This window comes from Bacillus sp. BB51/4 (assembly GCF_008368845.1).
Classification (GTDB): Bacteria; Bacillota; Bacilli; order Bacillales; family Bacillaceae_G; genus Bacillus_A; species Bacillus_A wiedmannii.
In genome coordinates this window covers 381575-405714 of record NZ_QOSC01000012.1, presented here as the reverse complement: position 1 = coordinate 405714, position 24140 = coordinate 381575, and the positions used below count along the sequence as shown (strand labels likewise).

Annotated in this window: 27 protein-coding genes and 4 pseudogenes; 22 read left to right on the top strand and 9 right to left on the bottom strand. The window is 34.0% G+C overall.

The features are described 5' to 3' along the window. Window positions 1-79: 79 nt before the first annotated feature. The 3 genes from DN392_RS16835 to DN392_RS16825 are packed head-to-tail and all read left to right on the top strand — an operon-like array spanning window position 80 to window position 2499. Window positions 80-805 (top strand): ABC transporter ATP-binding protein, encoded by a 726-nt coding sequence (locus DN392_RS16835; RefSeq protein WP_064056237.1) that lies wholly within the window; start codon window positions 80-82, stop codon window positions 803-805. Next, complete coding sequence (locus DN392_RS16830) at window positions 802-1821, top strand: ABC transporter permease (protein ID WP_071742524.1); 1020 nt, start codon at window positions 802-804, stop codon at window positions 1819-1821. Before DN392_RS16835 ends, DN392_RS16830 begins: the two co-directional genes overlap by 4 nt. Window positions 1822-1845: 24 nt before the next feature. After that, window positions 1846-2499: a TetR/AcrR family transcriptional regulator gene (locus DN392_RS16825; protein WP_000711163.1), complete on the top strand. Its 654-nt coding sequence runs from the start codon at window positions 1846-1848 to the stop codon at window positions 2497-2499. Window positions 2500-2698: 199 nt separating this feature from the next. Here DN392_RS16825 and DN392_RS16820 read toward each other — a convergent pair whose 3' ends face one another. Both DN392_RS16820 and DN392_RS16815 read right to left on the bottom strand, forming a co-directional pair. Next, window positions 2699-3022, bottom strand: coding sequence for a WGxxGxxG family protein (locus DN392_RS16820; protein WP_000728149.1), 324 nt, complete (start codon window positions 3020-3022; stop codon window positions 2699-2701). Between the two features lie 172 nt (window positions 3023-3194). After that, window positions 3195-3710: a DUF3231 family protein gene (locus DN392_RS16815; protein ID WP_000538613.1), complete on the bottom strand. Its 516-nt coding sequence runs from the start codon at window positions 3708-3710 to the stop codon at window positions 3195-3197. Between the two features lie 465 nt (window positions 3711-4175). Between DN392_RS16815 and DN392_RS16810 the strand changes: the two genes are divergently transcribed. The 8 genes from DN392_RS16810 to DN392_RS16775 all read left to right on the top strand — a co-directional run bounded on the left by DN392_RS16810 (window position 4176) and on the right by DN392_RS16775 (window position 13361). After that, the gene (locus DN392_RS16810) at window positions 4176-5144 is read left to right on the top strand and encodes a YbgA family protein (protein WP_001248620.1); all 969 of its coding nucleotides are present in this window, start codon (window positions 4176-4178) and stop codon (window positions 5142-5144) included. Between the two features lie 216 nt (window positions 5145-5360). Continuing rightward, the gene (locus DN392_RS16805) at window positions 5361-6506 is read left to right on the top strand and encodes an acyl-CoA dehydrogenase (RefSeq protein ID WP_000397276.1); all 1146 of its coding nucleotides are present in this window, start codon (window positions 5361-5363) and stop codon (window positions 6504-6506) included. Window positions 6507-6521: 15 nt separating this feature from the next. Beyond that, window positions 6522-7859, top strand: coding sequence for an acetyl-CoA carboxylase biotin carboxylase subunit (locus DN392_RS16800; RefSeq protein WP_048566382.1), 1338 nt, complete (start codon window positions 6522-6524; stop codon window positions 7857-7859). 26 nt (window positions 7860-7885) lie between these two features. Continuing rightward, a complete protein-coding gene (locus DN392_RS16795) occupies window positions 7886-8101 on the top strand; it encodes an acetyl-CoA carboxylase biotin carboxyl carrier protein subunit (RefSeq protein WP_001987345.1) in 216 nt (71 codons plus the stop codon). A 21-nt stretch (window positions 8102-8122) separates the two neighbouring features. Beyond that, window positions 8123-9034 (top strand): hydroxymethylglutaryl-CoA lyase, encoded by a 912-nt coding sequence (mvaB, locus tag DN392_RS16790; RefSeq protein WP_048561035.1) that lies wholly within the window; start codon window positions 8123-8125, stop codon window positions 9032-9034. A 4-nt stretch (window positions 9035-9038) separates the two neighbouring features. Beyond that, window positions 9039-9827 carry an enoyl-CoA hydratase gene (locus DN392_RS16785; RefSeq protein WP_061672038.1) on the top strand — a complete coding sequence of 263 codons (789 nt, stop codon included), beginning with the start codon at window positions 9039-9041 and terminating at the stop codon, window positions 9825-9827. A gap of 2 nt (window positions 9828-9829) precedes the next feature. Continuing rightward, on the top strand, window positions 9830-11371 hold the full coding sequence (locus DN392_RS16780) for an acyl-CoA carboxylase subunit beta (protein ID WP_061672037.1): 1542 nt from the start codon (window positions 9830-9832) through the stop codon (window positions 11369-11371). Window positions 11372-11420: 49 nt separating this feature from the next. Beyond that, window positions 11421-13361 (top strand): AMP-binding protein, encoded by a 1941-nt coding sequence (locus DN392_RS16775; protein ID WP_048566381.1) that lies wholly within the window; start codon window positions 11421-11423, stop codon window positions 13359-13361. Between the two features lie 445 nt (window positions 13362-13806). Here DN392_RS16775 and DN392_RS16770 read toward each other — a convergent pair whose 3' ends face one another. Further along, window positions 13807-14004, bottom strand: a complete 198-nt coding sequence (locus tag DN392_RS16770) for a hypothetical protein (protein WP_000358738.1) — start codon at window positions 14002-14004, stop codon at window positions 13807-13809. A gap of 316 nt (window positions 14005-14320) precedes the next feature. On the opposite strand from DN392_RS16770, the gene DN392_RS30880 reads away from it, so the two are divergent. Together DN392_RS30880 and DN392_RS30875 are read left to right on the top strand one after the other, a co-directional pair. After that, a complete protein-coding gene (locus tag DN392_RS30880; RefSeq protein ID WP_000237380.1) occupies window positions 14321-14536 on the top strand; it encodes a hypothetical protein in 216 nt (71 codons plus the stop codon). Window positions 14537-14581: 45 nt separating this feature from the next. Then, window positions 14582-14857: a hypothetical protein gene (locus tag DN392_RS30875; protein WP_255447986.1), complete on the top strand. Its 276-nt coding sequence runs from the start codon at window positions 14582-14584 to the stop codon at window positions 14855-14857. A 17-nt stretch (window positions 14858-14874) separates the two neighbouring features. Here the strand turns inward: DN392_RS30875 and DN392_RS30870 are convergent. Then, a pseudogene (locus DN392_RS30870) lies at window positions 14875-14931 on the bottom strand (exosporium leader peptide-containing protein); the annotation flags it as partial. A 197-nt stretch (window positions 14932-15128) separates the two neighbouring features. Further along, the gene (locus tag DN392_RS16760; RefSeq protein WP_000526893.1) at window positions 15129-15497 is read right to left on the bottom strand and encodes an FtsB family cell division protein; all 369 of its coding nucleotides are present in this window, start codon (window positions 15495-15497) and stop codon (window positions 15129-15131) included. 329 nt (window positions 15498-15826) lie between these two features. On the opposite strand from DN392_RS16760, the gene DN392_RS30435 reads away from it, so the two are divergent. The 4 genes and pseudogenes from DN392_RS30435 to DN392_RS30860 all read left to right on the top strand — a co-directional run. Next, window positions 15827-15997 (top strand): hypothetical protein, encoded by a 171-nt coding sequence (locus DN392_RS30435; protein ID WP_000284255.1) that lies wholly within the window; start codon window positions 15827-15829, stop codon window positions 15995-15997. A gap of 166 nt (window positions 15998-16163) precedes the next feature. After that, window positions 16164-16544: a hypothetical protein gene (locus tag DN392_RS16755; RefSeq protein ID WP_000450249.1), complete on the top strand. Its 381-nt coding sequence runs from the start codon at window positions 16164-16166 to the stop codon at window positions 16542-16544. 57 nt (window positions 16545-16601) lie between these two features. After that, window positions 16602-16770 (top strand): annotated as a pseudogene (locus DN392_RS30865) (terminase large subunit); the annotation flags it as partial. Between the two features lies 1 nt (window position 16771). Beyond that, window positions 16772-17048 (top strand): annotated as a pseudogene (locus tag DN392_RS30860) (N-acetylmuramoyl-L-alanine amidase); the annotation flags it as partial. Window positions 17049-17159: 111 nt separating this feature from the next. On the opposite strand, the gene DN392_RS31235 reads toward DN392_RS30860, so the two are convergent. Further along, window positions 17160-17546 carry a hypothetical protein gene (locus tag DN392_RS31235; RefSeq protein ID WP_179955926.1) on the bottom strand — a complete coding sequence of 129 codons (387 nt, stop codon included), beginning with the start codon at window positions 17544-17546 and terminating at the stop codon, window positions 17160-17162. Between the two features lie 623 nt (window positions 17547-18169). Here DN392_RS31235 and DN392_RS16730 point away from each other — a divergent pair. The 5 genes and pseudogenes from DN392_RS16730 (at window position 18170) to DN392_RS16710 (ending at window position 20974) form a co-directional block, all read left to right on the top strand. Beyond that, complete coding sequence (locus DN392_RS16730) at window positions 18170-18526, top strand: hypothetical protein (RefSeq protein ID WP_000535579.1); 357 nt, start codon at window positions 18170-18172, stop codon at window positions 18524-18526. A gap of 119 nt (window positions 18527-18645) precedes the next feature. After that, window positions 18646-19167: a GNAT family N-acetyltransferase gene (locus DN392_RS16725; protein WP_074650392.1), complete on the top strand. Its 522-nt coding sequence runs from the start codon at window positions 18646-18648 to the stop codon at window positions 19165-19167. A gap of 51 nt (window positions 19168-19218) precedes the next feature. Continuing rightward, a complete protein-coding gene (locus tag DN392_RS16720) occupies window positions 19219-19779 on the top strand; it encodes a nucleoside/nucleotide kinase family protein (protein ID WP_001039243.1) in 561 nt (186 codons plus the stop codon). Next, window positions 19772-20502, top strand: a pseudogene (locus tag DN392_RS16715) (alpha/beta fold hydrolase). Before DN392_RS16720 ends, DN392_RS16715 begins: the two are co-directional and overlap by 8 nt. 13 nt (window positions 20503-20515) lie before the next feature. After that, a complete protein-coding gene (locus DN392_RS16710; RefSeq protein ID WP_048566378.1) occupies window positions 20516-20974 on the top strand; it encodes a DinB family protein in 459 nt (152 codons plus the stop codon). Window positions 20975-21032: 58 nt separating this feature from the next. Here DN392_RS16710 and DN392_RS16705 read toward each other — a convergent pair whose 3' ends face one another. The 3 genes from DN392_RS16705 to DN392_RS16695 form a co-directional block, all read right to left on the bottom strand. Next, window positions 21033-22049, bottom strand: a complete 1017-nt coding sequence (locus DN392_RS16705; protein ID WP_001160065.1) for a D-alanyl-D-alanine carboxypeptidase family protein — start codon at window positions 22047-22049, stop codon at window positions 21033-21035. 181 nt (window positions 22050-22230) lie between these two features. Beyond that, the gene (locus tag DN392_RS16700; protein ID WP_001243286.1) at window positions 22231-23388 is read right to left on the bottom strand and encodes a sensor histidine kinase; all 1158 of its coding nucleotides are present in this window, start codon (window positions 23386-23388) and stop codon (window positions 22231-22233) included. Further along, window positions 23378-24073 carry a response regulator transcription factor gene (locus DN392_RS16695; RefSeq protein ID WP_001038798.1) on the bottom strand — a complete coding sequence of 232 codons (696 nt, stop codon included), beginning with the start codon at window positions 24071-24073 and terminating at the stop codon, window positions 23378-23380. The genes DN392_RS16700 and DN392_RS16695 overlap by 11 nt, the downstream gene beginning before the upstream one ends. Window positions 24074-24140 lie beyond the last annotated feature (67 nt).

Genomic DNA, 24140 nt, shown 5'->3' with positions numbered 1-24140 from the left:
CAATGAAGTTTGACATATAATTACGCAAGAGTAAAATAAAAGTGAGTACTCACTCATTTTAGAAAAGGGGGAAGAATACGTGCAGCAACCTGCCATTATTTTACGGACTGTATCAAAAAGTTTTGGAAAAAAAGAAGTGTTACACAATCTTTCATTGCAAGTTGAAAAAGCAGAGATATTTGGTTTAGTTGGGCCTTCAGGTTCAGGGAAAACGACTCTTATTAAATTGATTGCAGGTATTAATGAGGCAACGAAAGGTGAAGTGCTTGTATACAACACGAACATGCCTAATTTAAATGAAATGAAAAGAATTGGTTATATGGCTCAGGCTGATGCATTATATGAAGAACTATCAGCATATGAAAATGCAGATTTTATTGCAACGATGTATGGATTAAAGGGAAAACATAAAAAAGAAAGAATCGAAGAGGTTTTTGACCTTGTACAATTATCACAACATATAAGACAGCAAGTGCAGCATTTTTCAGGTGGGATGAAGAAGCGTTTATCATTAGCGATAGCACTCCTTCATGAACCTGAAATATTAATTTTAGATGAGCCAACAGTGGGGATAGATCCACTTCTTAGAAAAACAATCTGGGAAAAATTTTATGATTTGAAAAAGAAAGGCACAACTATTATTGTAACGACGCACATTATGGATGAAGCTGAATTTTGTGAACGCCTAGGATTAATTAGAGAAGGGAAGCTAGTTGCGACTGGAACACCTGAAGAATTGAAAAAACGGGTATCATCAGGACGGATTGAAGATGTCTTTTTGTTGGAAGAGGTGGCTCTATCATGAGAGTTACTGGTGTAATCATTCGTATTATTCGCCAATTTTTTCGAGATAAACGTTCGTTAGCGATGATGTTTGGGGCACCAATGTTATTACTTTGGTTATTGTCTCTAGTGTTTACACAAAAAGACTATGTACCGCATATCGCTGTAGTTGATGTGCCTGCTCCTATTGTAAAAACAATGAAAACTCAAGAAGCCTCAATTTATGAATACGGCAAAGAGAAAGCAATTTCAGAGTTAGAACTGCAAAAGGTAGATGCAGTAATTTATTTAGAGAATAGGAAAATGAATCTTTTATTAGAAGGAAGTGATTCATCAAAAAATCGTGCTGTACTTCAAGTTTTACAAAAGAGTACAGAAAAGAATGAAGTATCAGTTATGAAGCCTGAGGTAAATTACTTACATGGCTCTAAAGACTTTACAATGTTTGATGGGCTTGGTCCCGTATTGATTGGTTTCTTTACATTTTTCTTTGTATTTATATTGTCTGGAGTTTCCTTTGTTAGAGAACGTTTAAGTGGTACATTAGAGAGGTTATTGTCCACTCCAGTGAGAAGATGGGAAATAGTTGTAGGATATATTATTGGTTTTGGAATCTTTGCGTTTATACAATCAATTATAATCGTGAATTTTTCAGTTTATATTTTAGATTTGTATGTAGATGGTTCCATATGGCTAACGCTACTTATTACATGCCTGCTTTCTTTAACGGCATTAACTTTAGGGACGTTTTTATCAGCATACGCAAATAATGAATTTCAAATGATCCAGTTCATACCGCTTGTCATTGTGCCCCAAATTTTCTTTTCTGGGTTGTTTCCAATTGAATCTATGAATAAGTGGCTACAAATGTTAGGGAAATTATTTCCGCTCACATATGGAGCTGACGCAATGAGACAAGTGATGATTCGAAATCAAGGATTTACAGAGATTGCGTTAGATCTAACTGTATTACTACTTTTTTCTCTATTATTTGCAATAGGGAATGTATTTGCATTAAAGAAACATCGGAAAATATAATGATGATACAAAGGGGCATTATAGATGAAGAAGGATTGGTTGGATGAATTAATTGCCGCAACTAATACGGATAAACGAAATGAACGTCAAATGCGTATTTTAGAGGCAGCTGTTGATATGTTTGGAGAAAAAGGATATGCATCAACTTCTACAAGTGAAATTGCAAAGCGTGCTGGTGTAGCGGAAGGAACAATCTTCCGCTACTATAAAACGAAAAAAGATTTATTGTTAGCAGTCGTCATGCCGACATTAACAAAGTTTGCTGCACCATTTTTTGTACAAGCCTTCGCAAAGGAAATTTTCAAATCGCAGTATGAATCGTATGAAGGGCTGCTAAGAGTTGTTATTCATAATAGATTTGAATTTGCAAAAAAGCATTTTCCAATGATAAAAATATTAATTCAAGAAGTGCCATTTCAGCCAGAATTGAAAAACGAAATACAACATTTAGTAGAAACAGAGTTACTTTCACATTTTAAAAAGTTGATTGTAAAGTTTCAAGAAGAAGGGGAAATTATTGAGATGCCTCCATCTTCTGTATTACGTCTTACTTTATCAGCTGTATTAGGTTTACTATTAACAAGGTTTTTATTATTGCCTGAAGAAAAATGGGATGATGAAGTGGAGATTGAAAATACGATTCAATTTATATTGTATGGATTAACGCCACGAATCTAACTATAACAACATTTTAGGGGTTTGATTTTTTGTATTTAAATAAATGTAATTTAATAGGTTTAATCATAAGTAAAAATATGTTGATGTGTGAATTTCATATACTATTTTTAAGCAAATAATAAATCGCCTTTAAAAAGGCGATTTATATTCATTATACAATTTTGATAAATAAGTACTTGTTTACTAAAAATATTTTGAATTAGCGTGTTTCTTTGTCTCTTCTTCTAAGACCTAATAATCCTGCTAGACCTAATAAACCGAGCCAAGCCCAATTATTATTTCTATCACGATTATTATTTAAATCATTTGTCGTATTTACATTTCGAGTTCTCACATCATTATTAACTCTGTTCAAGTTATTATCATTAACTCTGTTCAAGTTATTGTCATTAACTCGAGTTGACATATCAGTGTTATTAACTCTATTCATATGATTTCCATCGTATTCAGCTTGGGCAGATGTGCCTAAAAACATAATAGATAGTGCTAAAACACTTAAAATAGATGATAATTTTTTCTTCATAAATTCCCCCTCCTTTCTTATGTATTAATTTTTCCATTGCTTTTGTACATTATTCGTATCACAGTATCTAAATCATAAAGTTAAAATTATTAGAACTATCTTTAATCTCCATTATTAAAAGTACAGGTAAATACAACGAAGCGGTTAACAAAAGTTAACCGCTTATGCCATGTTATGCTTGATCAGATTGAAGAACATGTAAAGGGGGAGGAATAATCCAGCCTTTTTTCTTATTTAACCGTAGTAAAGTAGCACCTGCTTGTGCTTTTTTCATATGGAATTGTCCAAACATCATTCCTACGTCTTCTCGAAGTGATTGTCCCATCGCTTGGCTACATGCTACTAGTCCAGCAGCAAGATCCATAGAAACTTTAGCTGCAATTTCTGCGTCATTAATACGAGCACCAGGAGGGATTGTTTCAATAGATGCAACTGGACGTTCTGGAGGTGCTGGTGGTAATGCCACACCGTTTGATTTTAACAAGTTTTTTAGTTCTTCAACTTCTGATTGGATATCATTTTCTATAAGATTTTCTAAAAACTTTTTTAAGTCCTCGTCTCCAGTATGATTGACAAGAACTTGGTAACCAGCAATTGCACCTTGTGCCCCTGCAAGATAACTCCAAATTGCAAAGACTTCTCCGTAATGCATTGGTTCATTTTGGGGATTACCACTTAATACTCCCATTTTAATATGCCTCCTTAAACTGAATGGATTTTTTGAAATATTTCTTACCAAAGAAAAAATACTTCTGAAAATGTTCCGTAATAAAGAAAGTAGGTTTCTAAAATTCATTTGGAACACCCTAACTACAAGTAATACTTTCTCAGTCTATAATGTACAAATTTAAAGAATATATTCTAAATAACTTGGGATTAAAATTCATATTAAGGCTTATTTTAATTTAAATGTAAAGAGGAAAGGAAAGAATCTGTAACTATGCTAGTAAAGATGGATTGTGTTTAGACAAAAAAGTGTTAACAAGTTTGTACAAGAACTTGTTAATACATATACGAAATAGATTTGAATTGCAGTTGATATAGCATTAAATTTATAGTTATTATAAAAATAATCAATATAAACAGACTTTGCTTAAGATACTAATATCAGTACAATTTAGATTGTATGGATTGATACCATGGAGGTAATGAAATGCGGCAATTTGCAAAACCAACAATTGTTGTAAGTAAATGTTTAGAATTTGATGCCTGTCGTTATAATGCAGAGATGATACCAGATGTAACAATACGAAATTTGCAGCCATTTGTTACATTTATACCTGTTTGTCCAGAAGTCGAGATCGGATTGGGGACTCCTCGTGAAACGATACGAATTGTAGAAGAAAATGGTGTGAATAGGCTTGTACAGCCGTCGACACGAGAAGATGTAACTGAAAAAATGAAGCAATTTTCAAATGACTTTTTACAAACGATATCCGATGTGGATGGTTTTATTTTAAAGAATCGTTCGCCAAGTTGTGGTACGCGCGATGTGAAAATTTATTCTGGTTTTGAAAAAGCTCCAGTAAAAGGAAAGGGATCTGGCTTATTTGGCGGAGCAGTAATAAAAAAATTTTCGCATCTTCCAATTGAAGAAGAGGGTAGATTGTCGAATTTTATTATTAGAGAACATTTCTTTACAAGACTGTTTACAATCGCGCATTACAAAATGATTAAACATACTAAAAACATAAAAGAACTCGTATCATTTCAATCAGACTATAAGTATTTATTTATGGCATATAATCAAGTGAAACAAAAAGAATTAGGGCGTATTATTGCAAATCAAAAAAATGAAACGATTGAAGTTGTATTTGAAAACTATGAGAAGACTTTATATGAATTATTTATGCGCACCCCCCGCTATACATCGAATGTAAATGTATGTGAGCATATTTTTGGATATTTTAAAACAAAGTTGAAAAAACAAGAAAAAGATCATTTTTTAGATTTGATACAAAAGTATATAGAAAAGAAAGTCCCGCTTAGTAGCTTACTTACAATTTTAAAATCATGGGCCATTCGATTTGACGATAAGTATTTATTAAGACAAACATATTTTGAACCATACCCTGAAGCTTTAGTAGAAATTTCTGATTCGGGAAAAGGTAGAGATTATTAAACAATAAATTACATAATTCGACACAAAACTTCCTATGTTGTTGTAGAACAATGTAGGAATTTTTTTGTGCATTAGTACAGAATCTGTTTTAAAATTGAGTTATGACAGAATTATAGCAATTGTCTAACTAATATTCGTGTCTTTTAATTCGTAATGTTTGTAGTAGAAACTCGCACGCTGTCGAAACTCAATATTCGATAAGGGGTGTGTAGCGGAATGGAATTTACTCTAACTCGCGAAAAACAAATGATTAAAGAAATGGTACGTGACTTTGCTGAAAAGGAAATCGCACCGAAAGCTGTGTATTATGACAAAACTGCGGAATTTCCATATGAAACATTTCAAAAAATGGGCGAACTAGGATTATTAGGTATCCCATTCCCTGAAGAGTATGGAGGTTCAGGTGGCGATACTGTATCGTACGCGTTAGCAGTTGAAGAAATTGGTCGTGCTTGTGGTGGGACAGGATTAAGTTACGCTGCAACAATTTCATTAGGTGCTTCTCCAATTTATTATTTCGGTACAGAAGAACAAAAACAGAAATATTTAGTTCCAATGGCGTCAGGTAAAACATTAGGTGCTTTCGGATTAACTGAGCCGAACGCTGGATCTGATGCAGGTGGTACACAAACGAAAGCTGTATTAGATGGAGACGAGTATGTTATTAGTGGTGAAAAGTGTTGGATTACAAATGCAGAGTATGCAAATACAATCATTGTAACCGCTATCAACGGTGTTGAAGATAATGGTAGAAAGCGTATTTCGGCATTTATCGTACCGACTACAAGTGAAGGATTAACGATTTCAAGTCCTTACGATAAGATGGGTGTTCGTGCTTCTAATACATGTGAAATCGTACTTGATGGTGTACGTGTACCGAAAGAAAATATTCTTGGTGATGTAAATAAAGGATTTAAACAATTCTTATATACACTTGATGGAGGACGTATTTCAATCGCAGCATTAGCAGTAGGTATTGCACAATCTGCATTTGAACGTGCGCTGCAATATGCGAAAGAACGTCAACAATTTGGAAAGTCAATCTCTAATTTCCAAGCGATTCAATTTAAATTAGCTGATATGGCGACTGAAGTAGAACTTGCACGTAATTTAGTACATAAAGCAGCTTGGTTAAAAGATAATGATAAACCTTTCGGTAAAGAAGCGGCTATGGCAAAGTTATTTGCATCTGAGGCTGCTAGTCGTATTGCAAATCAAGCGGTACAAATTCACGGTGGATACGGCTATATGCGTGAATATGAAGTGGAACGACATATTCGTGATGCAAAACTATTAGAAATTGGTGAAGGAACTTCTGAAATTCAACGTCTCGTAATTGCAAGACATTTAGGATGTAGATAAAAAGGAGGAATCACTATGTTTCAAAAAATATTAATTGCTAATCGCGGGGAAATCGCAGTTCGTATTATAAAAACTTGTCAAAAACTTGGCATTCGCACTGTTGCTATTTATTCTGAGGCTGATGAAAATGCCCTTCATGTAAAAATGGCAAATGAAGCTTACTTAGTAGGTGGGTCGCGTGTCCAAGAAAGCTATTTAAACCTTGAAAAAATTATTGAAATAGCTAAGAAGACAAATGCTGAAGCAATCCATCCGGGATATGGATTATTATCAGAGAATCCGTCTTTTCCGGTTCGCTGTAGAGAAGAAGGGATTGTATTTATAGGTCCATCAGAAGAAATCATTACGAAAATGGGAAGTAAAATCGAATCTCGTATTGCAATGCAAGCTGCAGATGTCCCAGTAGTTCCAGGTATTACTACAAATATTGAAACTGCTGAAGAAGCAATTGAAATTGCAAAACAAATTGGTTATCCATTAATGCTGAAGGCATCCGCAGGCGGCGGAGGCATTGGAATGCAGTTGATGGAAACTGAGCAAACGCTCACCAAAGCATTTGAAAGTAACAAAACAAGAGCACAAAACTTCTTCGGTAACGGAGAAATGTATTTAGAGCGCTATATTGCAGATGCACATCATATTGAAATTCAGCTTTTAGCAGATACACATGGTAACACAGTGTATTTATGGGAGCGTGAATGTTCCGTGCAGCGCCGAAATCAGAAAGTAATTGAAGAAGCACCTTCACCATTTTTAGATGAAGGTACGCGAAAAGCGATGGGAGAAGTTGCTGTACAAGCTGCCAAAGCTCTAGGCTATACAAACGCAGGTACAGTTGAGTTTCTTGTAGATGATCAGAAGAACTTTTATTTCTTAGAGATGAATACGAGATTACAAGTAGAGCATCCAGTTACAGAAGAAATTACTGGTTTAGATCTTGTAGAACAACAACTTCTAATTGCATACGGTGAGAAACTATCATTTACACAAGATGATGTAAAACGTAGTGGTCATGCCATTGAGGCACGTATTTATGCAGAGGATCCGAAAACTTTCTTCCCATCACCTGGGAAAATTACAGATTTAGCGCTTCCATCAAATGTACGTATTGATCATTTTTTAGAGAATCAAGTCACGATTACACCTTTCTATGATCCAATGATTGCGAAAGTCATTGCTCATGGTGAAACTCGTGAAGAAGCAATTTCAAAATTACATGATGCTTTAGAAGAAATAAAAGTAGAAGGTATTAAAACGAACACGCCAATGCTACTTCAAGTATTGGAAGACGATGTGTTCAAAAGTGGTATTTATACAACGGGTTTTGTAACGAAACAACTTGTTAAAAAATAAGATTTAACAATATTAAGGGGGAAAAAATGATGACGAAGGTATATGCATCGATGGCAGGAAATGTATGGAAGATTGTTGTAGGAGTAGGAGATACAGTAGAGGAAGAGCAGGATGTCGTCATTTTGGAATCTATGAAAATGGAAATTCCAATCATTTCAGAAGAAGCTGGCACAGTTATGAAAATTAATGTGCAAGAAGGCGATTTTGTAAATGAAGGAGATGTATTACTAGAAATTGAATAGGGAGATATAGGGGGAAGCGAATTGAAACTACCTAATTTTGCTGTCATTAAAGAAGTCGGGCCACGTGATGGCTTACAGAATGAAAAAAAGATTGTTGGCACAAAAGATAAAGTAAAATGGATTCAACTACTTACAGAGGCGGGATTATCGTACGTTGAAGTTTCCTCATTCGTTCACCCTAAATGGGTCCCTGCATTAGCAGATGCAAATGATGTATTTTCTGAGCTGAAAAGGGATCCCAATGTTACTTATGCAGCGCTTGTTCCAAATCAAAATGGTTTGGAACGAGCTTTTTTGCAAAATGTAGATGAGGTGAATGTTTTTTTATCAGCAAGTGAATCTCATAATAAAAGTAATATTAATAAATCAATTAAAGAAGCATTAGTTGTAATTGAAGATATAACAAAACAGGCAATGTTCGAAGGGAAAAAGGTAAGAGGCTATGTTTCTACTGTATTTGGATGTCCTTATGAAGGGGATATAAGTGCCACAGCAGTTGACGAATTATGTAATCAACTATTTTCATACGGCATTTATGAAGTATCTCTTGGTGACACGATTGGTGTAGCGAATCCACTACAAGTAGAGCGAGTATTAGAGCATTTATTAAAGAAATATGATGCTTCGCAGTTTGCAATGCACTTCCATAATACGTATGGAATGGCTCTGGCGAATGTAGTTAAGTCATTAGAATATGGTATTACAACATTTGATAGTTCTTGTGGTGGTCTTGGTGGATGTCCATATGCACCAGGAGCATCAGGCAATGTTGCAACCGATGACTTAGTTCATATGCTCCATAAGTTAGGGGTCCAAACGAATATTGATGAAGAGAAGTTATTGAAAGCGAGTCACTTCATTCAAAGTAAATTAAATATCCAATTACCGAGTCATGTGTATAGAGCGCTTCAACATAAAACGATAAGTAGGTGAGAAGATGCTACAATTACAAAACATTTCAGTTGATTATGTAACACCTCACGTTGTAAAGATTTCATTAAATCGTGAAAGACAAGCAAACTCATTATCTTTAGCGTTATTAGAAGAGTTACAAAATATATTAACTCAAATAAGTGAAGAGTCCAATACTCGCGTAGTTATTTTAACAGGTGCTGGTGAAAAAGCTTTTTGTGCTGGTGCTGATTTAAAAGAACGTGCTGGCATGAATGAAGAACAAGTTCGCCATGCTGTTAGTATGATTCGTACTACTATGGAGATGGTTGAACAATTACCACAGCCAGTTATTGCTGCTATAAATGGAATCGCCCTTGGTGGCGGTACGGAATTAAGTTTAGCTTGTGATTTTAGAATTGCGGCTGAATCTGCAAGTCTCGGTCTTACTGAAACTACACTTGCAATTATACCAGGAGCAGGTGGTACGCAGCGTTTACCAAGATTAATTGGTGTTGGTAGAGCGAAAGAATTAATTTATACAGGCAGACGTATTTCAGCGCAAGAAGCAAAAGAATATGGTTTAGTAGAATTTGTTGTACCAGCTCATTTACTTGAAGAGAAAGCGATTGAAATAGCAGAGAAAATTGCTAGTAATGGCCCTATTGCTGTTCGATTAGCAAAAGAAGCAATTTCAAACGGTATTCAAGTTGATTTACATACCGGATTACAAATGGAAAAACAAGCGTATGAAGGTGTAATCCATTCGAAAGATAGATTAGAAGGATTACAAGCATTCAAGGAAAAACGCACACCAATGTATAAGGGGGAGTAAATATGTTAGACCAAAAACAACAATCGAATACATTTGAAGAACGAGTTGAAACGATTAAACAAGGCGGCGCACCAAAGTATCATGAACAAAACAAAGCAAAAGGAAAACTATTCGTTCGAGATCGCTTAGCTCTTTTATTTGATAAGGGTGAATATGTAGAAGATGCATTATTTGCAAATTGTGAACAAACAGGATTACCTGCTGATGGTGTTATAACGGCAACGGGTAAAATACATGGTCGTACTGCATGCGTAATGGCAAATGATTCAACGGTAAAGGCTGGATCATGGGGCGCACGTACAGTTGAAAAGATTTTACGTATTCAAGAAACGGCAGAAAAATTACGTGTTCCGTTATTTTATTTAGTTGACTCTGCTGGAGCGCGTATTACAGATCAAGTAGAAATGTTCCCAGGGCGCCGCGGTGCAGGAAAAATCTTCTATAATCAAGTAAAATTATCAGGTAAAGTTCCTCAAGTGTGCTTATTATTTGGACCTTCGGCAGCTGGTGGCGCATATATTCCAGCTTTCTGTGACATTGTTATGATGGTAGAAGGAAATGCATCTATGTACTTAGGTTCTCCTCGTATGGCGGAGATGGTTATCGGCGAGAAGGTAACGTTAGAGGAGATGGGCGGAGCTCGTATGCATTGCTCTGTATCAGGATGCGGAGATGTTTTATGTAAAACAGAAGAAGATGCGATTACACAAGCAAGACAATACATTTCATATTTTCCAAACAATTACTTAGAGAAGACTCCATTGGTTACACCTCAAGAACCGAAACAATTCGAAAAAACGTTAGAACAAATCATTCCAGAAAATCAAAATGCTCCTTTCAATATGAAAGATCTCATTAATAGAGTTATTGATGAAGGTTCTTTCTATGAAGTGAAAAAATTATTTGCTCAAGAACTAATTACAGGCTTGGCACGTATTGATGGTAAGCCAGTTGGTATTATTGCAAATCAACCGCGTATGAAAGGCGGCGTATTATTCCACGATTCAGCGGATAAGGCTGCGAAGTTTATTAATTTATGTGATGCATATCATATTCCGTTGTTATTCCTTGCAGATGTACCTGGATTTATGATTGGTACAAAAGTAGAACGTGCTGGTATTATTCGTCATGGTGCAAAGATGATTTCTGCAATGAGTGAAGCAACTGTACCGAAAATTTCTATCGTTGTTCGTAAAGCATACGGTGCTGGTTTATATGCAATGGCAGGTCCAGCCTTTGAACCAGATTGCTGCTTAGCATTACCGACAGCTTCTATTGCGGTAATGGGTCCAGAAGCAGCAGTCAATGCTGTATATGCAAATAAGATTGCAGCTTTACCAGAAGAAGAGCGTGATAGCTTCATTGCTGAAAAACGCGAAGAGTATAAGAAAGATATTGATATTTACCATTTAGCATCAGAGATGGTCATTGATGGTATTGTTCATCCAAACAATTTACGAGAAGAGTTAAAAGGACGATTCGAAATGTATATGAGTAAATATCAAGTATTTACGGATCGTAAACATCCTGTTTATCCAGTTTAAAAGCCCTATTTAGGGCTTTCTTGCTCAAAAAGTCAAGGAGGGGAAAACATTGAAACAAGCAGTTTGGTTTCCAACAGAAGAATATAAAGAAAAAACGCGTTTATATGGTTGGATGAAATCATTGGGCTATGAAGATTATGAAACGTTTTATAATAAATCTATTGAAGAAACAGATTGGTTTTGGGGAGAAGCTGAGAAAGCGGTTGGCTATCAATGGATGAAGCCTTATACAGAAGTGCTAGATTTAGAAAATGGTACGCCGTTTGCACAGTGGTATAATGGCGGAACATGTAACGTTGTAGAATCAGTTTTATCACGCTGGCTTGCAGATGATGAAACAAGAACGCAACCAGCACTACAGTACGAGGGAGAAAATGGAACTTCAAAATCATTTACATATGAAGAGCTTGACAACTGGGTAAGTCGCGTTGCAAACGGTTTGAAACATGCGGGTATTGAAAAAGGTGACCGTGTAACAATTTATATGCCGATGATTCCAGAAACAGTTGTTTCAATGCTAGCTGTTATGAAAATCGGAGCAATTATTTCACCAATATTCTCAGGATTTGCATCTGATGCAGTCATGACTCGTGTACAAGCGGCAGGGTCAAAAATGATCATTACTGCAGATGGTTTTTCACGCCGCGGTAAAATTGTTTCATTAAAAGATGAAGTAGATAAAGCTTGTGAGCATTGTCCAACTGTTGAAAAAGTTGTTATCGTTCGTCATGCAGGAAATGATTTTACACCGCATCATTACGATTTCTCATGGAGTACGCTAGAAAAAGAAAAACCATTTACACATGCTGAAGAAATGCATAGTGATGATCCGTTAATGCTCATTTACACATCAGGTACAACTGGGAAACCGAAAGGAACAGTACATACACATGCTGGTTTCCCTTTGAAAGCTGCATTTGATGCAGGATTTGGAATGAATATCAAACAAGGTGACCGCGTGTTATGGGTAACTGATATGGGATGGATGATGGGACCATTTCTACTATTCGGCTCTCTCATAAATGGAGCAACGATGGTTATGTACGAAGGTGTTCCTGACTTTCCAGAGGCAGATCGTTTATGGGAGACGGTTGATAAATATGAAATTACACATCTCGGTATATCACCAACATTAATTCGTGCGTTAATGGCAAAAGGTGATGAGTATGTTAATAAACATTCACTAAAGAGTTTAGAAGTATTCGCATCAACAGGTGAACCTTGGAATCCAGACCCTTGGATGTGGCTATTTGAAACAGTTGGAAAAAGTAATGTACCAATTTGTAACTATTCAGGCGGTACTGAAATTTCTGGTGGAATTTTCGGAAACGTCCTTATTAAACCAATTGCACCGATTAGCTTTAACGCTTCTTTACCAGGAATGGCAGCGGTTGTGCTCGATGATCAAGGTAATCCAATTCGTGATGAAGTTGGAGAATTATGTTTAGAGAAACCTTGGGTTGGTATGACGAAAAGCTTCTGGGAAGACGATGAACGCTATGTGAACACATATTGGTCACGTTTTGAAAATAAATGGGTTCATGGTGACTGGGTGATTTATGATGGTGAGCAATATATTATTACAGGACGCTCAGATGATACGTTAAACATTGCTGGAAAACGTATTGGACCTGCAGAATATGAATCTATTCTTGTGAAGCATAATGATGTCATAGAAGCTGCCGCGATTGGTGTACCTGATGATGTAAAAGGTGAAGTTTGTCATTGTTTTGTAGTATTAAGGGACAATGTAACATTCACAGGAGAGTTAAAGAAAGAATTAATGAGTTTAGTAAACTCTCATATCGGAAAAGCATTGTGTCCAAAAGATATTCACGTTGTAGAAGATTTACCAAAAACACGTAATTCTAAAGTAATGCGACGCGTCATTAAAGCTGCTTACTTAGGAAAAGAATTAGGTGATTTATCATCACTTGTAAATCCTGAAGTAGTTCCGTTTATTCAGGGGTTACAGTCTAGCAAACTATAAAATTACGAATGAGCTCTATGTAAATAGAGCTCATTTTTAATGTTTACAAAAAGATAAGAGAGAAAAAGTAAATTTGAAGTTAAAAAATCTACTATTAGTGTTAAGTATGTCTGTGTTTGTTTTTAGTTTTTATCAAAATAGGATACTGTTGCATATCTATCCAATGGAGTAATTGAATTTTGTTAAGAATGAAAATTTAGTGAAGAAAAAAGTAATGAATAAAAGGAGAAATCCCTGGGGGACAGGGATTCAATAAAGGAAATATCATTGTCGTTCAATGTCGAAATTTGGCGTATTAGACAAATTAATATTATCACGAATTTTCAGGAGATTGTGATAGTGGATGTGTCAAAAATGTGTACGGTTTTCATATAAAAGTGTTAATTAAATAGGAAAAGGGAAAAGAATTAAGTTCACTCGTTCTTAAGATTTTTCCCTTTCAAATTTACTGCTTGTTCGTTGTTCTATATACATCTGAAATTGGTAAATCGTCGCCATGTAAAGCTTGAGTACTGTCCTTTTTGTTTGAATCATGTGCCTCCTGAGATGTTTCTTGCATTTGCTCTTGAGCTTTACTAGGAGTATTCAGCGCATCCGATGACACATAATCAAGTTGTTGACTTAATAGATTTTTTTTATCCATGTTATGTAGCTCCTTTTTGAATTTAGATATAAAAACGAAGTGTTTTTAAATAGTTACGTGGGTATTATGTTTCTTTGAATGGAATTATATACATAAACTATATTGAGAATTTAACTAATTATAAAAATCACTTGTGATGACAAGTTTAAGAAATATAAAGATCATTAGTTCTTAATAAAAGCTTTATTTTAGTAGGGTGTTTCGAAATTTCATTTGAAAGGAATATCCCAATGATAAGATGAGCACTGTAAATCAGTGCTCATCTTATCAGAAATTGCTTAGTACTTAAAGATAAAACCATTACGGACAATTCACAATGGTAATAGTGACGCTAGCCATTGTTCCAGGAGAATCAAGAAGTGAAGCAGTAACGGTTACTGTTCCAGGCCCATTAGCGGCTAGAAATACAGCGGTAAAGTTACCTGAAGCATTTGTAATGACAGCAAGAGGAACCATGAAAGCAAGAGAAGGATTACTAAATGAAAAACTGACCACTACTCCTGGAGTAGGACTACCGTTTACTAATACTTGACCCGAAAAAAATAAAGTATTATTTCCTTGAGTGGATACACATGTCGTGGTTTCGTTAGAAGTCAAAGTAATAGATGCAGGCCCAGCAGGAAGATTAAATCCAGTTGGTCCAGTTGGTCCAGTTGGTCCAGTTGGTCCAGTTGGTCCAGTTGGTCCAGTTGGTCCAGTTGGTCCAGTTGGTCCAGTTGGTCCAGTTGAACCAGTTGAACCAGTTAGTCCAGTTGATCCAGTTGGTCCAGTTGAACCAGTTGGTCCAGTTGAACCAGTTGGTCCGGTTGAACCCGTAGCTCCTGTAGAACCGGTGGGACCAGTAGGGAATTGAAAGGGTTGAACAGGTGGAAGTGTAGGTCCAATAGACCCCGGATTAAGTGCAGCAAAAGATAAAAACTCGTCCATTATTTATCACCTCTAAAAATCGTATTACTAATAGTAAATGTAATGATAAAGCAAAGTGAAATGGACAAGCGGTTGTATTTTAATAAATTAAACAAAATTTTTATTTGATAGAAAGAGAGATTAGTATGATTCCTTTAGAAATTAAATATAAAAAGGCGAGTATTTTCAAATCGCCTTTTGGGTAATGCAGTGTAATTTTATTCAGTTATTTTAAAAATAGTTTCATTCGGTTTGGAAAATCCATACAGTTTCCTTGCGAATTTTAAAATTTCTTCTTCACTATCTGTTAAAGCTTTAACATCATTCTTAAGGGAATGACCATCCTTCTTTAAAGAAGATAATTTTTGTTGCTCCGTATTAAGCGTGATTTGTTTTTCTTTAATCATTTCTTGTTGGTTATTAAGAGAATATTGAAGGACAAAAATGATAGGTAATATTAAAGCCAAAATAGTTATAATACGGCGTCTTGTTTTTTTATTATTACCTTGTTGTGTGTTAGGGTTCACTTGCTGTGAGGGTATATTAGGATTTGATTGTTGTGATGATACATTTGGGATGTTTCCCATTAAAATGCCTCCATTACTGATTGTAGAATTTAAACCATTTAAAAGTATTATAAATGTTCAATAGGGATTTTAGAAGATATTTTAATATAGGTGAGTTTTGTAAAGTTTAAACAAAATTTTTATTTAAATAAAAGAAACCCCGATTGTCTATGGGGCTCTTGAAGATAATGGTTAAGTAATGAAGTACTCCACTAATTAAAGATATCATGAATTTTTTGGTGAAAATACTGGTGAATTCATCCGAATTAATGAGAGCCTCATTTGAAACAAAAATGCTATTTTAATAGGGAGGGGAATAATGATGATTCCATGGGACAAGCGAGTATACATTGTATCAAGGTGATTATTTTATTAAAGAGGGGACAATTTTAGAGGTTAGTGAAAAGGCGAATAAATCATTATATTGGCTTCGGTGCATGTTAGCTCCAAGCTATGAAAAAGTGTGTGGTAATAGTACAAAGCGACTTTGGTTGATTCGGATAGATGATGACGAAGAATGATGTGAAAATTTCATTTCGTAGAGAAATAAGGTGATTAAGGGTGGGCATAGAATATGCCCTATTTGTATTAAAAAAGAGCAGAATTTCGCCTATATATAAAGATGTTGGAATTGTTCTAAAGGGGGGAATATCTGAAATATAAATAATTGAGGGGAGTGAATTAATAATGGAAACTAGTACTTTTTTAGGATTGTTTTGGGGATGGGTAACGGTTATCGTATCGGGAATACTTTTCGTACGTCCATCGGTACTACGTGAATTGAAAAAATTAGTGGTTGAAGACAGAGGATTTGGTATTATGTATGGTTTTCTATCGATTTTCCTAGGGTTAGGTAGTGTAATCCTACATAATGTATGGGTATTCAACTGGCAGGGGTTCCTAACTTTTATTGCATGGCTTGCATTATTAAAGGGAATCTACATAATTGCATATCCTGAACCTTCCAAGAAAACAGACTTTGAAGTAAGGGTACTATCTACACGTATAGTGCTCGCTATCATTGGCGCCTTGGCTTTATGGATGCTTATAGTAATCTATATAAAATAATCTTTTTCTAATAAGGAAGTTAATAAAATATGAGGAAATTCCATAATAATACTAATTTTAGAATGTTCCATTGCGAAATGGTCAGAAATTCTTGCTTACAAATCGTGCATTCCCTAATTTATATGCTCAAAAATTTATAGGAGCATTAGAATTTGCGAGTGTTCGGGATTTTGGTGTATGTGGTCTTTTAGTTAGACAAAATGGTGCGTACATTTTTAAAACTCATAGACGGCTGGTTGAATCTTGGCGAAGAGCAATAGATTAAATACGATTCTTTGATGTGAAGTTCGATAAAAAAGTACAGTAGATTCATCTATTGGAGGAAAACGTGGTGTTTCTAAAAGGAATAATTTACGTTTCTATGATTCACCAACTTGGCAGGATAAAGACGTTGCTGGTTCTGTTAATGTATGATTAGAGTTTATTATTGATGCAAAAGCAAGTGTTAAAGGAACATTACAATACAAGATGCACAATAGCAAAGGAAAAACATACTGCTGGTAAATAAGCTTATATGTATGTGAAGTAATTAAAGAGTCGATTTATAAGAGTCAGCTTATTTTTCAATACTCCACTCAACTAGTAATTATAGATGCCAGTTTAAATCTCTACGTGTTAATATATAAAAAGCTGACTATATTTAGTCAGCTTTTTATATATTCTTTCCTTTAAGTTGACATTTAAAATATTACCAATGTTTTCTTTTACAATGACAACAAATAAAGAAACATTTACAGCGACACTTATTTCGTTTAGATCTCCAATCATCATTACAATGGTGTTCTTTAGATTTCCACCAATCATCATCACAATGGTGTTTTTCTTTAGATTTCCACCAATCATCATCACAATGGTGTTTTTCTTTAGATTTCCACCAGTCATCACAACAATGCTTTTTCTTAGATCTCCACCAATCATTTTTCCAGGACATTCTTTTATACCTCCCTTCAATAGGATTACTATTATTCTATGTTTTAGTAAAAAAATGGCTTGTTTATTCACCTATTATTTTCCCTTTAAATGATAGAGTGCTTTCTACTAGATATAGAATCCATACAAACTATGCTAAATTTTACAAAATAGTGGAGAGAACTACTGGTTATGAGATTGATTAATAAACACTTGGTGAAGAAAACGTTCTGATTATAAATAATATCTTATTTTGGAGTATGTTTTTCTGAATGTATACTTCAAAACAGCAAAGGAAAAATATACTATATTACTGCAAACAAAGTCTATGTATATGTGAAGTAATAGGAATAGCTGGAGATTCTTTAAAAAGTCAGCTTATTAATAAAAAATTTTTTTGAGAAAGGGTCTGTCTAAATTTTAAATTCAGCAGAATTAAATCCAAGTCCAATCATTAAACAGGCCTTTAATTGTTAGAGGTCCGTTTTGTTATTAATAAAGAAAAGAATGTTATTGTCGTTGAAAGCACGTTTATACTAATAATGCTACATATTTGGAGTATTTGAATTGAGTATTCATACAGTAGTATATTCGTTTTTAATATATATAAAAAGGTTTAGTACAAGTGTTTGTTTTTTTGTTTCTATGCTTTTGTCTCGTACACTTTTAAGCTATTGGACATACTTTACTAATAGAAAGGATTAGGGGGTGAGGATTTGGGTTCTCGATTTAATAATTGTAGAAAAAAATGTACGTGTAAACATGATGATTGTTGGGATGTTTTTGAAGAGTGTAAAAAAGAACAGCATGAGAAATGTGACAGCTCTTGTGTACAAGGAATTAGAGACGAACTTAAAAAATTAATTAATAAAACAGTGCGAATTAACACTGAAGGACGTACTTATATAGGTACTGTTTCTTCTGTAACTTGCGATGTTGTTAAGCTGGCTGCTATTCCTGGTTCAGTTGCAGCAATTATATCTCTTTGTAAAATTGAAGCGATTTTACCACCTGCTACAACTGTTGCTGATGAGTTTGATTTTAACGGTGTTGACGTAGCAAATAAAGAGTAATTATGCTTTATTGATTGCAAAGCCATTCTTATGAATGGCTTTTTATTTTGTTTAAAAGGGAATATATTTTTCATATAGAAATAAATTTGAAGGTGTATAAAAGGTTGTGTGAAAGGAGAATGAGAGTGATCAAGCTGAAACAATTTACAAGAACTGATTTCAAACAATTAATAAATTGGATTGATTGCGAAGAATTTTTAATACAGTGGTCAGGAAATGTATTTACATACCCTTTACATGAACAACAATTAGAAAAATATATTGAAAGCAAAAATACGCTTGCATTTAAAGTAATAGATGAAGAGACTAGAAAAGTAATTGGTCATATTTCACTTGGGCAAATTGACAATATAAATAAATCTGCAAGAATTGGAAAAGTGTTAGTTGGTGATACGAAAATGCGAGGGCGTTCTATAGGGAAACATATGATGAAAGCAGTATTACAAATTGCATTTGAAGAATTAAAACTACATAGAGTAACTCTAGGTGTTTATGATTTTAATACGTCGGCCATCTCATGTTATGAAAAAGTAGGATTTGTAAAAGAAGGTTTATTAAGAGAATCCAAAAAAGTAGGAGAAACATATTGGAATTTATGGGAAATGAGTATGTTAGAATATGAATGGAGTGATAAAAAATAATAGTTTTTTATAATTATGTTATGTCAATTAAAAGGGGTATGGTGGGAAGTTATGAATAAAAATACTAAAGTAATTTCAGTTGCAGCTGTTTCAGGAGGAGGTAAAACTACTGTTACAGAAAGTTTAACTCACAAGTTAATGAATTCAAAAGCACTATATTTTGATAGTTATAACTTTGATAATTGTCCTGCTGATATTTGTAAATGGATTGATGATGGAGCAAATTATGATGAATGGGTACTCACACCATTAATTAAGGATATTCAGCATCTGTTACAAAATAGTTATCTAGATTATATTATTGTAGATTATCCTTTTGCATACCTAAATAGTGAAATGCGACAATTCATTGATGTAACCATATTTATCGACACACCTTTAGATATTGCGATGGCTAGAAGAATTTTGCGAGATTTTAAGGAAGATACAATGAGTGAAATACAAAATGATTTAAAGCACTATATAACATATGCTAGAAAAGCTTATTTAGAGGCACTTCATACCGTAAAGCCAAATTCAGATATTGTTTTGGATGGATCTTTATCTGTCGATGAAATAATTAATCAAATTTTAGAGTCACTTAATCGGAGAGAAGTAATCGTCAATGGTTAAATGTATAGAGGAATATGTACAAGTTGATGATTTTAAAATGTATTCAAAAGTATTCCAAGGAAAGCAGTTGCAACCTGTTATTATAATGGAAGCAGGTTATGGCGATTATTCAAAGACATGGGATCATATTGCTGAAGAGTTGACGGAATATGGGACGGTACTTTCATATGATCGAGCGGGATTAGGGAAAAGTGGGAAGAGTTCCAAGAGACGTATTTTAGTTCTGAAATGGTAAAAGATTTAAGAAGTTGCTTAGAGCAATTACAATTGAAACCACCTTATATTTTTGTAGGACATTCTTTTGGTGGTATAAATGCACGTTTATTTGCGACTTTTTATCCCGAAGATATGTTGGGAATCGTTTTGGCGGATTCGAAACCAGAAAATTATAAAGAAGATTTTCTGCCAATCATGTCTAATGAATTTCAAGAAGCTTACTATAAACAGTTTGTATATGAAAGTTCATATGAAGAGTTTACATTTAGTTTAAGTGAAGTAGATAGATGTTGTAAATCAATGAATGATATTCCACTTGTCGTGTTAGCTGCGGGTAAAAAAGCTTTTTATTCGCCAGATGAACAAATGAAATGGTTGCAATTGCAAGAAGAATTATTACGATTATCAAGCAATAATAAATTTGTAATTGCAACACAAAGCGGTCACTATATTCAAAAAGATGAGCCGTATTATGTAATAGATGCGGTTAAGTGGATTATTGGGTAGGGGAGAGATAAATATGTACACTTTATTTCAATACAATTGGCAAGTAAGAGATGATTGGTTTAAGTGGTGTGAACAACTTTCAGAGGAAGAATTGCTCCGCAAGCGTGTAGGTGGTGTAGGAAGTATTTTAGAAACATTATTCCATATTGTCGATGTTGAATACAGCTGGATTAGTGCGCTTCAAGGAAAAGAAGATAATGAACCGCAGTTTAAAGATTATCAATCAATCCAAAAAGTGAAAGCGTTATCTGATTTATATAAACGAGAATTAGAAGATTTTTTACAGTTGTGGTCATCTAGCCTAGAATGTAAGATATTAAAAGCTTCGTGGACAGATAAAACATATACATACGGTGAAGTGTTAAGGCATGTAATTGTACATGAAATTCATCACATTGGTCAGCTATCTATATGGGCGAGAGAGCTAAATCTTCAGCCTGTTTCAGCTAATTTAATTGGAAGAGGACTATAGATTTAGAAACCGGCTTGCACTGTAAATACAAGCCGGTTTTTATATATAAGAAGATTTCCTAGTTGAAATCCTCGGATTTTTTCTGACGTATATGTAAAAACATTAAAAAGGTAATAATGAAGAAAATCAACAATGTTTGTATGATTAAATTTTTAAACTGAAGCAAAACTGTCCAAGATGTAACAGCATCTTTAAAAGCTTGGAGTGCAGAGTACGAGGAAGGATCAAAACCGTACTGTAGTAACTTTTTTGTTTCAATAAAAGTACTGTTTTCTTCATTGGAGTCTAATATTACGGAAATAAGTCTAGTATCTCCTCGTTTTGCTGTACTGACAAAACTATAATTACCATTAGTTGAAAAACTAGTTTGTAAGCCGTCAACACCTTGGAGTTTAATGTTTTTATTAAGAGAATAAATCATTTTATTTGTGTTGAAAACTTTTGAATCTTTGAAGGTAAATTGGTAAGAGGTTAGTTTCGTAACATTCAATACATCTGGAAAGTCTTTTACTAATTGTGTCGCTAGTTTAGCTACGTCTATAGCTGTTGTAGTTGATTGTTTATTTGTATCGTTATTCATTCCAGTAGCATTTAGAAACGGGGATGGTTGTGATAACTTTAGTTGTTTTGCTTTCTCATTCATTAAAAGTGTAAAGTTATCTTCGTTTCCAGCAATGTGTTCTGCAAGGGCAAGTGCGGAACGATTATTCCCTGTCAAAAACAATGCATGAAGTAAATCACGAACTGTCGTTTTATCTTTCGAAGTTACTTGTATAGGACTCGTTTCTGCTCGGAAAACTTCGTTACTTATTTTTACTAATTCATCTAACTGTATTTTTCCTTCATTCAGTTGTTCCATGGTGATATACTCTGTCATTAATTTAGATAAAGTAGCTGATTGTATAGGAGTTTCTTCATTTTTTTTATAAACAACTTCACCTGAATTAGCATCTATTAAAATAGCTGATTTAGCTTGAATAATTGGACCATTTACATAGAGGTAAAAATATAAAACGATAAGTGCTGTAATAACAAAAGATAAGAATAAAATTGTGAACTTTTTCAAGAATTGCATAAGCGATCCTCCTACTATGACATCAATAATACTATTGTAAAAAGGAATGCTTAATTAGGAAGAAAGAAAAGGTAAAGAATTTCTAAAGAATTATAAAGGATTATTAAATTTTGGATTTTAATGGAAAATAAAAGGTCCAATTTCTTATATGGTAAGAAATTGGACCTAAAATTAAATTGTATTAACATTTATATGGTTGTAGTTTTACAGTGAAAGTTGTTTTTTTATCATCACTATATACTTCAATTGTTCCTTTATGCAATTCCACAATACTTTTTGCAATTGCCAATCCGAGTCCAGATCCACCAGTGTTCGTAGAGCGAGATTTTTCAACGCGATAAAAACGTTCAAAAATATGAGGTAAATCCGTACTAGGAATAGGTTGGCCGTAATTTGTTATATCTATATTAATCATATTATTGCTTTCATAGGCAGCAAGGTCGATATATCCACCATCGTTTCCATAAGCGATAGCATTTATAATAAGATTTTCAAACACTCGTACTAATTTGTCTCCATCAGCTAATACCATGAGTTTTTGAGATGGGAAAGAAGGTCGACATTCTATATTAGCTTCTTGAACTTGTATGCGGAATTGAACAGTTAATTGCCCCAGTAGCTCTACAATATCAATGGGAACAGAATATAAACTTAACTCTTTATTTTGAACACGTGTATATTCAAACAAATCATTCATTAATGCGTTAAGACGGGTTACTTTATCGTAAATGACTTGTATATAATGGCGTAATTCCACTTCATCTCTATAATTATCATGGTGGATTAAATTTACGTATCCAACTATAGAGGTAAGAGGAGTACGTAAATCATGCGATACATTTGTAATAAGTTCACTTTTTGCTTGTTCCGCCTGTCTTTCTTCATCAATCGAAACTTTCAATTGTTCAACAATGTGATTAACCCCGCTTGCTAACTCTTCCAGATAATTATGGTTTACGATAGAGACTTTATGATTGAAGTTTCCATTTGCAATATAACGAATCTCTTCTATCATTTTTTTAATACAAGTTTCATAATAAATCTTTCTTTCATGACGATAAAAAATGTATAGGTAGGATGAGAAAATAGAAAATAAAAACAAATAAGATACAATCATCATCCATAGAGATTCCTTTATTCCTTTATATTTTTCATATCCAAAAATTCGAATGAATTCTTTTCCAAGCTCGCTTAACGTAAGTGAACTTTCAATTACACTTGTAACGAGGCGATATATAATTAATTCAGTAATAGGAGTAAGTGTGATAGCTAACATGAACCAAAAAATTAACTTCCATTTTGGGATATCTTTTAATATATCAAATGCTTCATTTCTCAATTTTATAGCCTACTCCCCAAACAGTATGAATAAACTTCTCTCCATTCATTCCTGTTTCAAGTTTATCTCGTAAATTACTAATGTGAACCATTACAGTTTTATTTGAACCATAACCATCTTCATTCCAAACGCGTTCAAAAATTTCTTCGGAACTAAATACTCTTCCGGTATTACTCGCAAGTAAATATAAAATATCAAATTCAATAGATGTAAGTTTAATATATTCTCCATTTACTTTAACAGTATGATTATGTTTGTGTATTTCAGCAGAACGAATACGAATAATACCATCTTCATTTTTGGAGGAAGTGGCATTTTGGAAAGATGATCTTCGTAACAAAGCTTTCACTCTAGCTACTAATTCTAATGGATTGAATGGCTTAATCATATAATCATCTGCACCTGTCATAAGACCTAATATTTTATCCATATCTTCTGCTTTTGCACTCAGCATAAGAATAGGTACAGTATTATTCTCACGAACTTCCTGGCAAACTTCTAATCCATTTCGCTTTGGCATCATAATATCCAAAATCATAAGATCAACTTCATATGTAGAAATCATTTGCAATGCCTCATCTCCATCATATGCTTTATAAATGTTATAGCCTTCATTTCGCAAATAAACAGCAAGTAACTCAACAATATCTTTATCATCATCAATAATTAATATGTTTTTATTCATTATGTAGTTCCTTTCCTAACAAATCATTAACATTACTATAATATCAAACATTTATGTATTTTGTAGC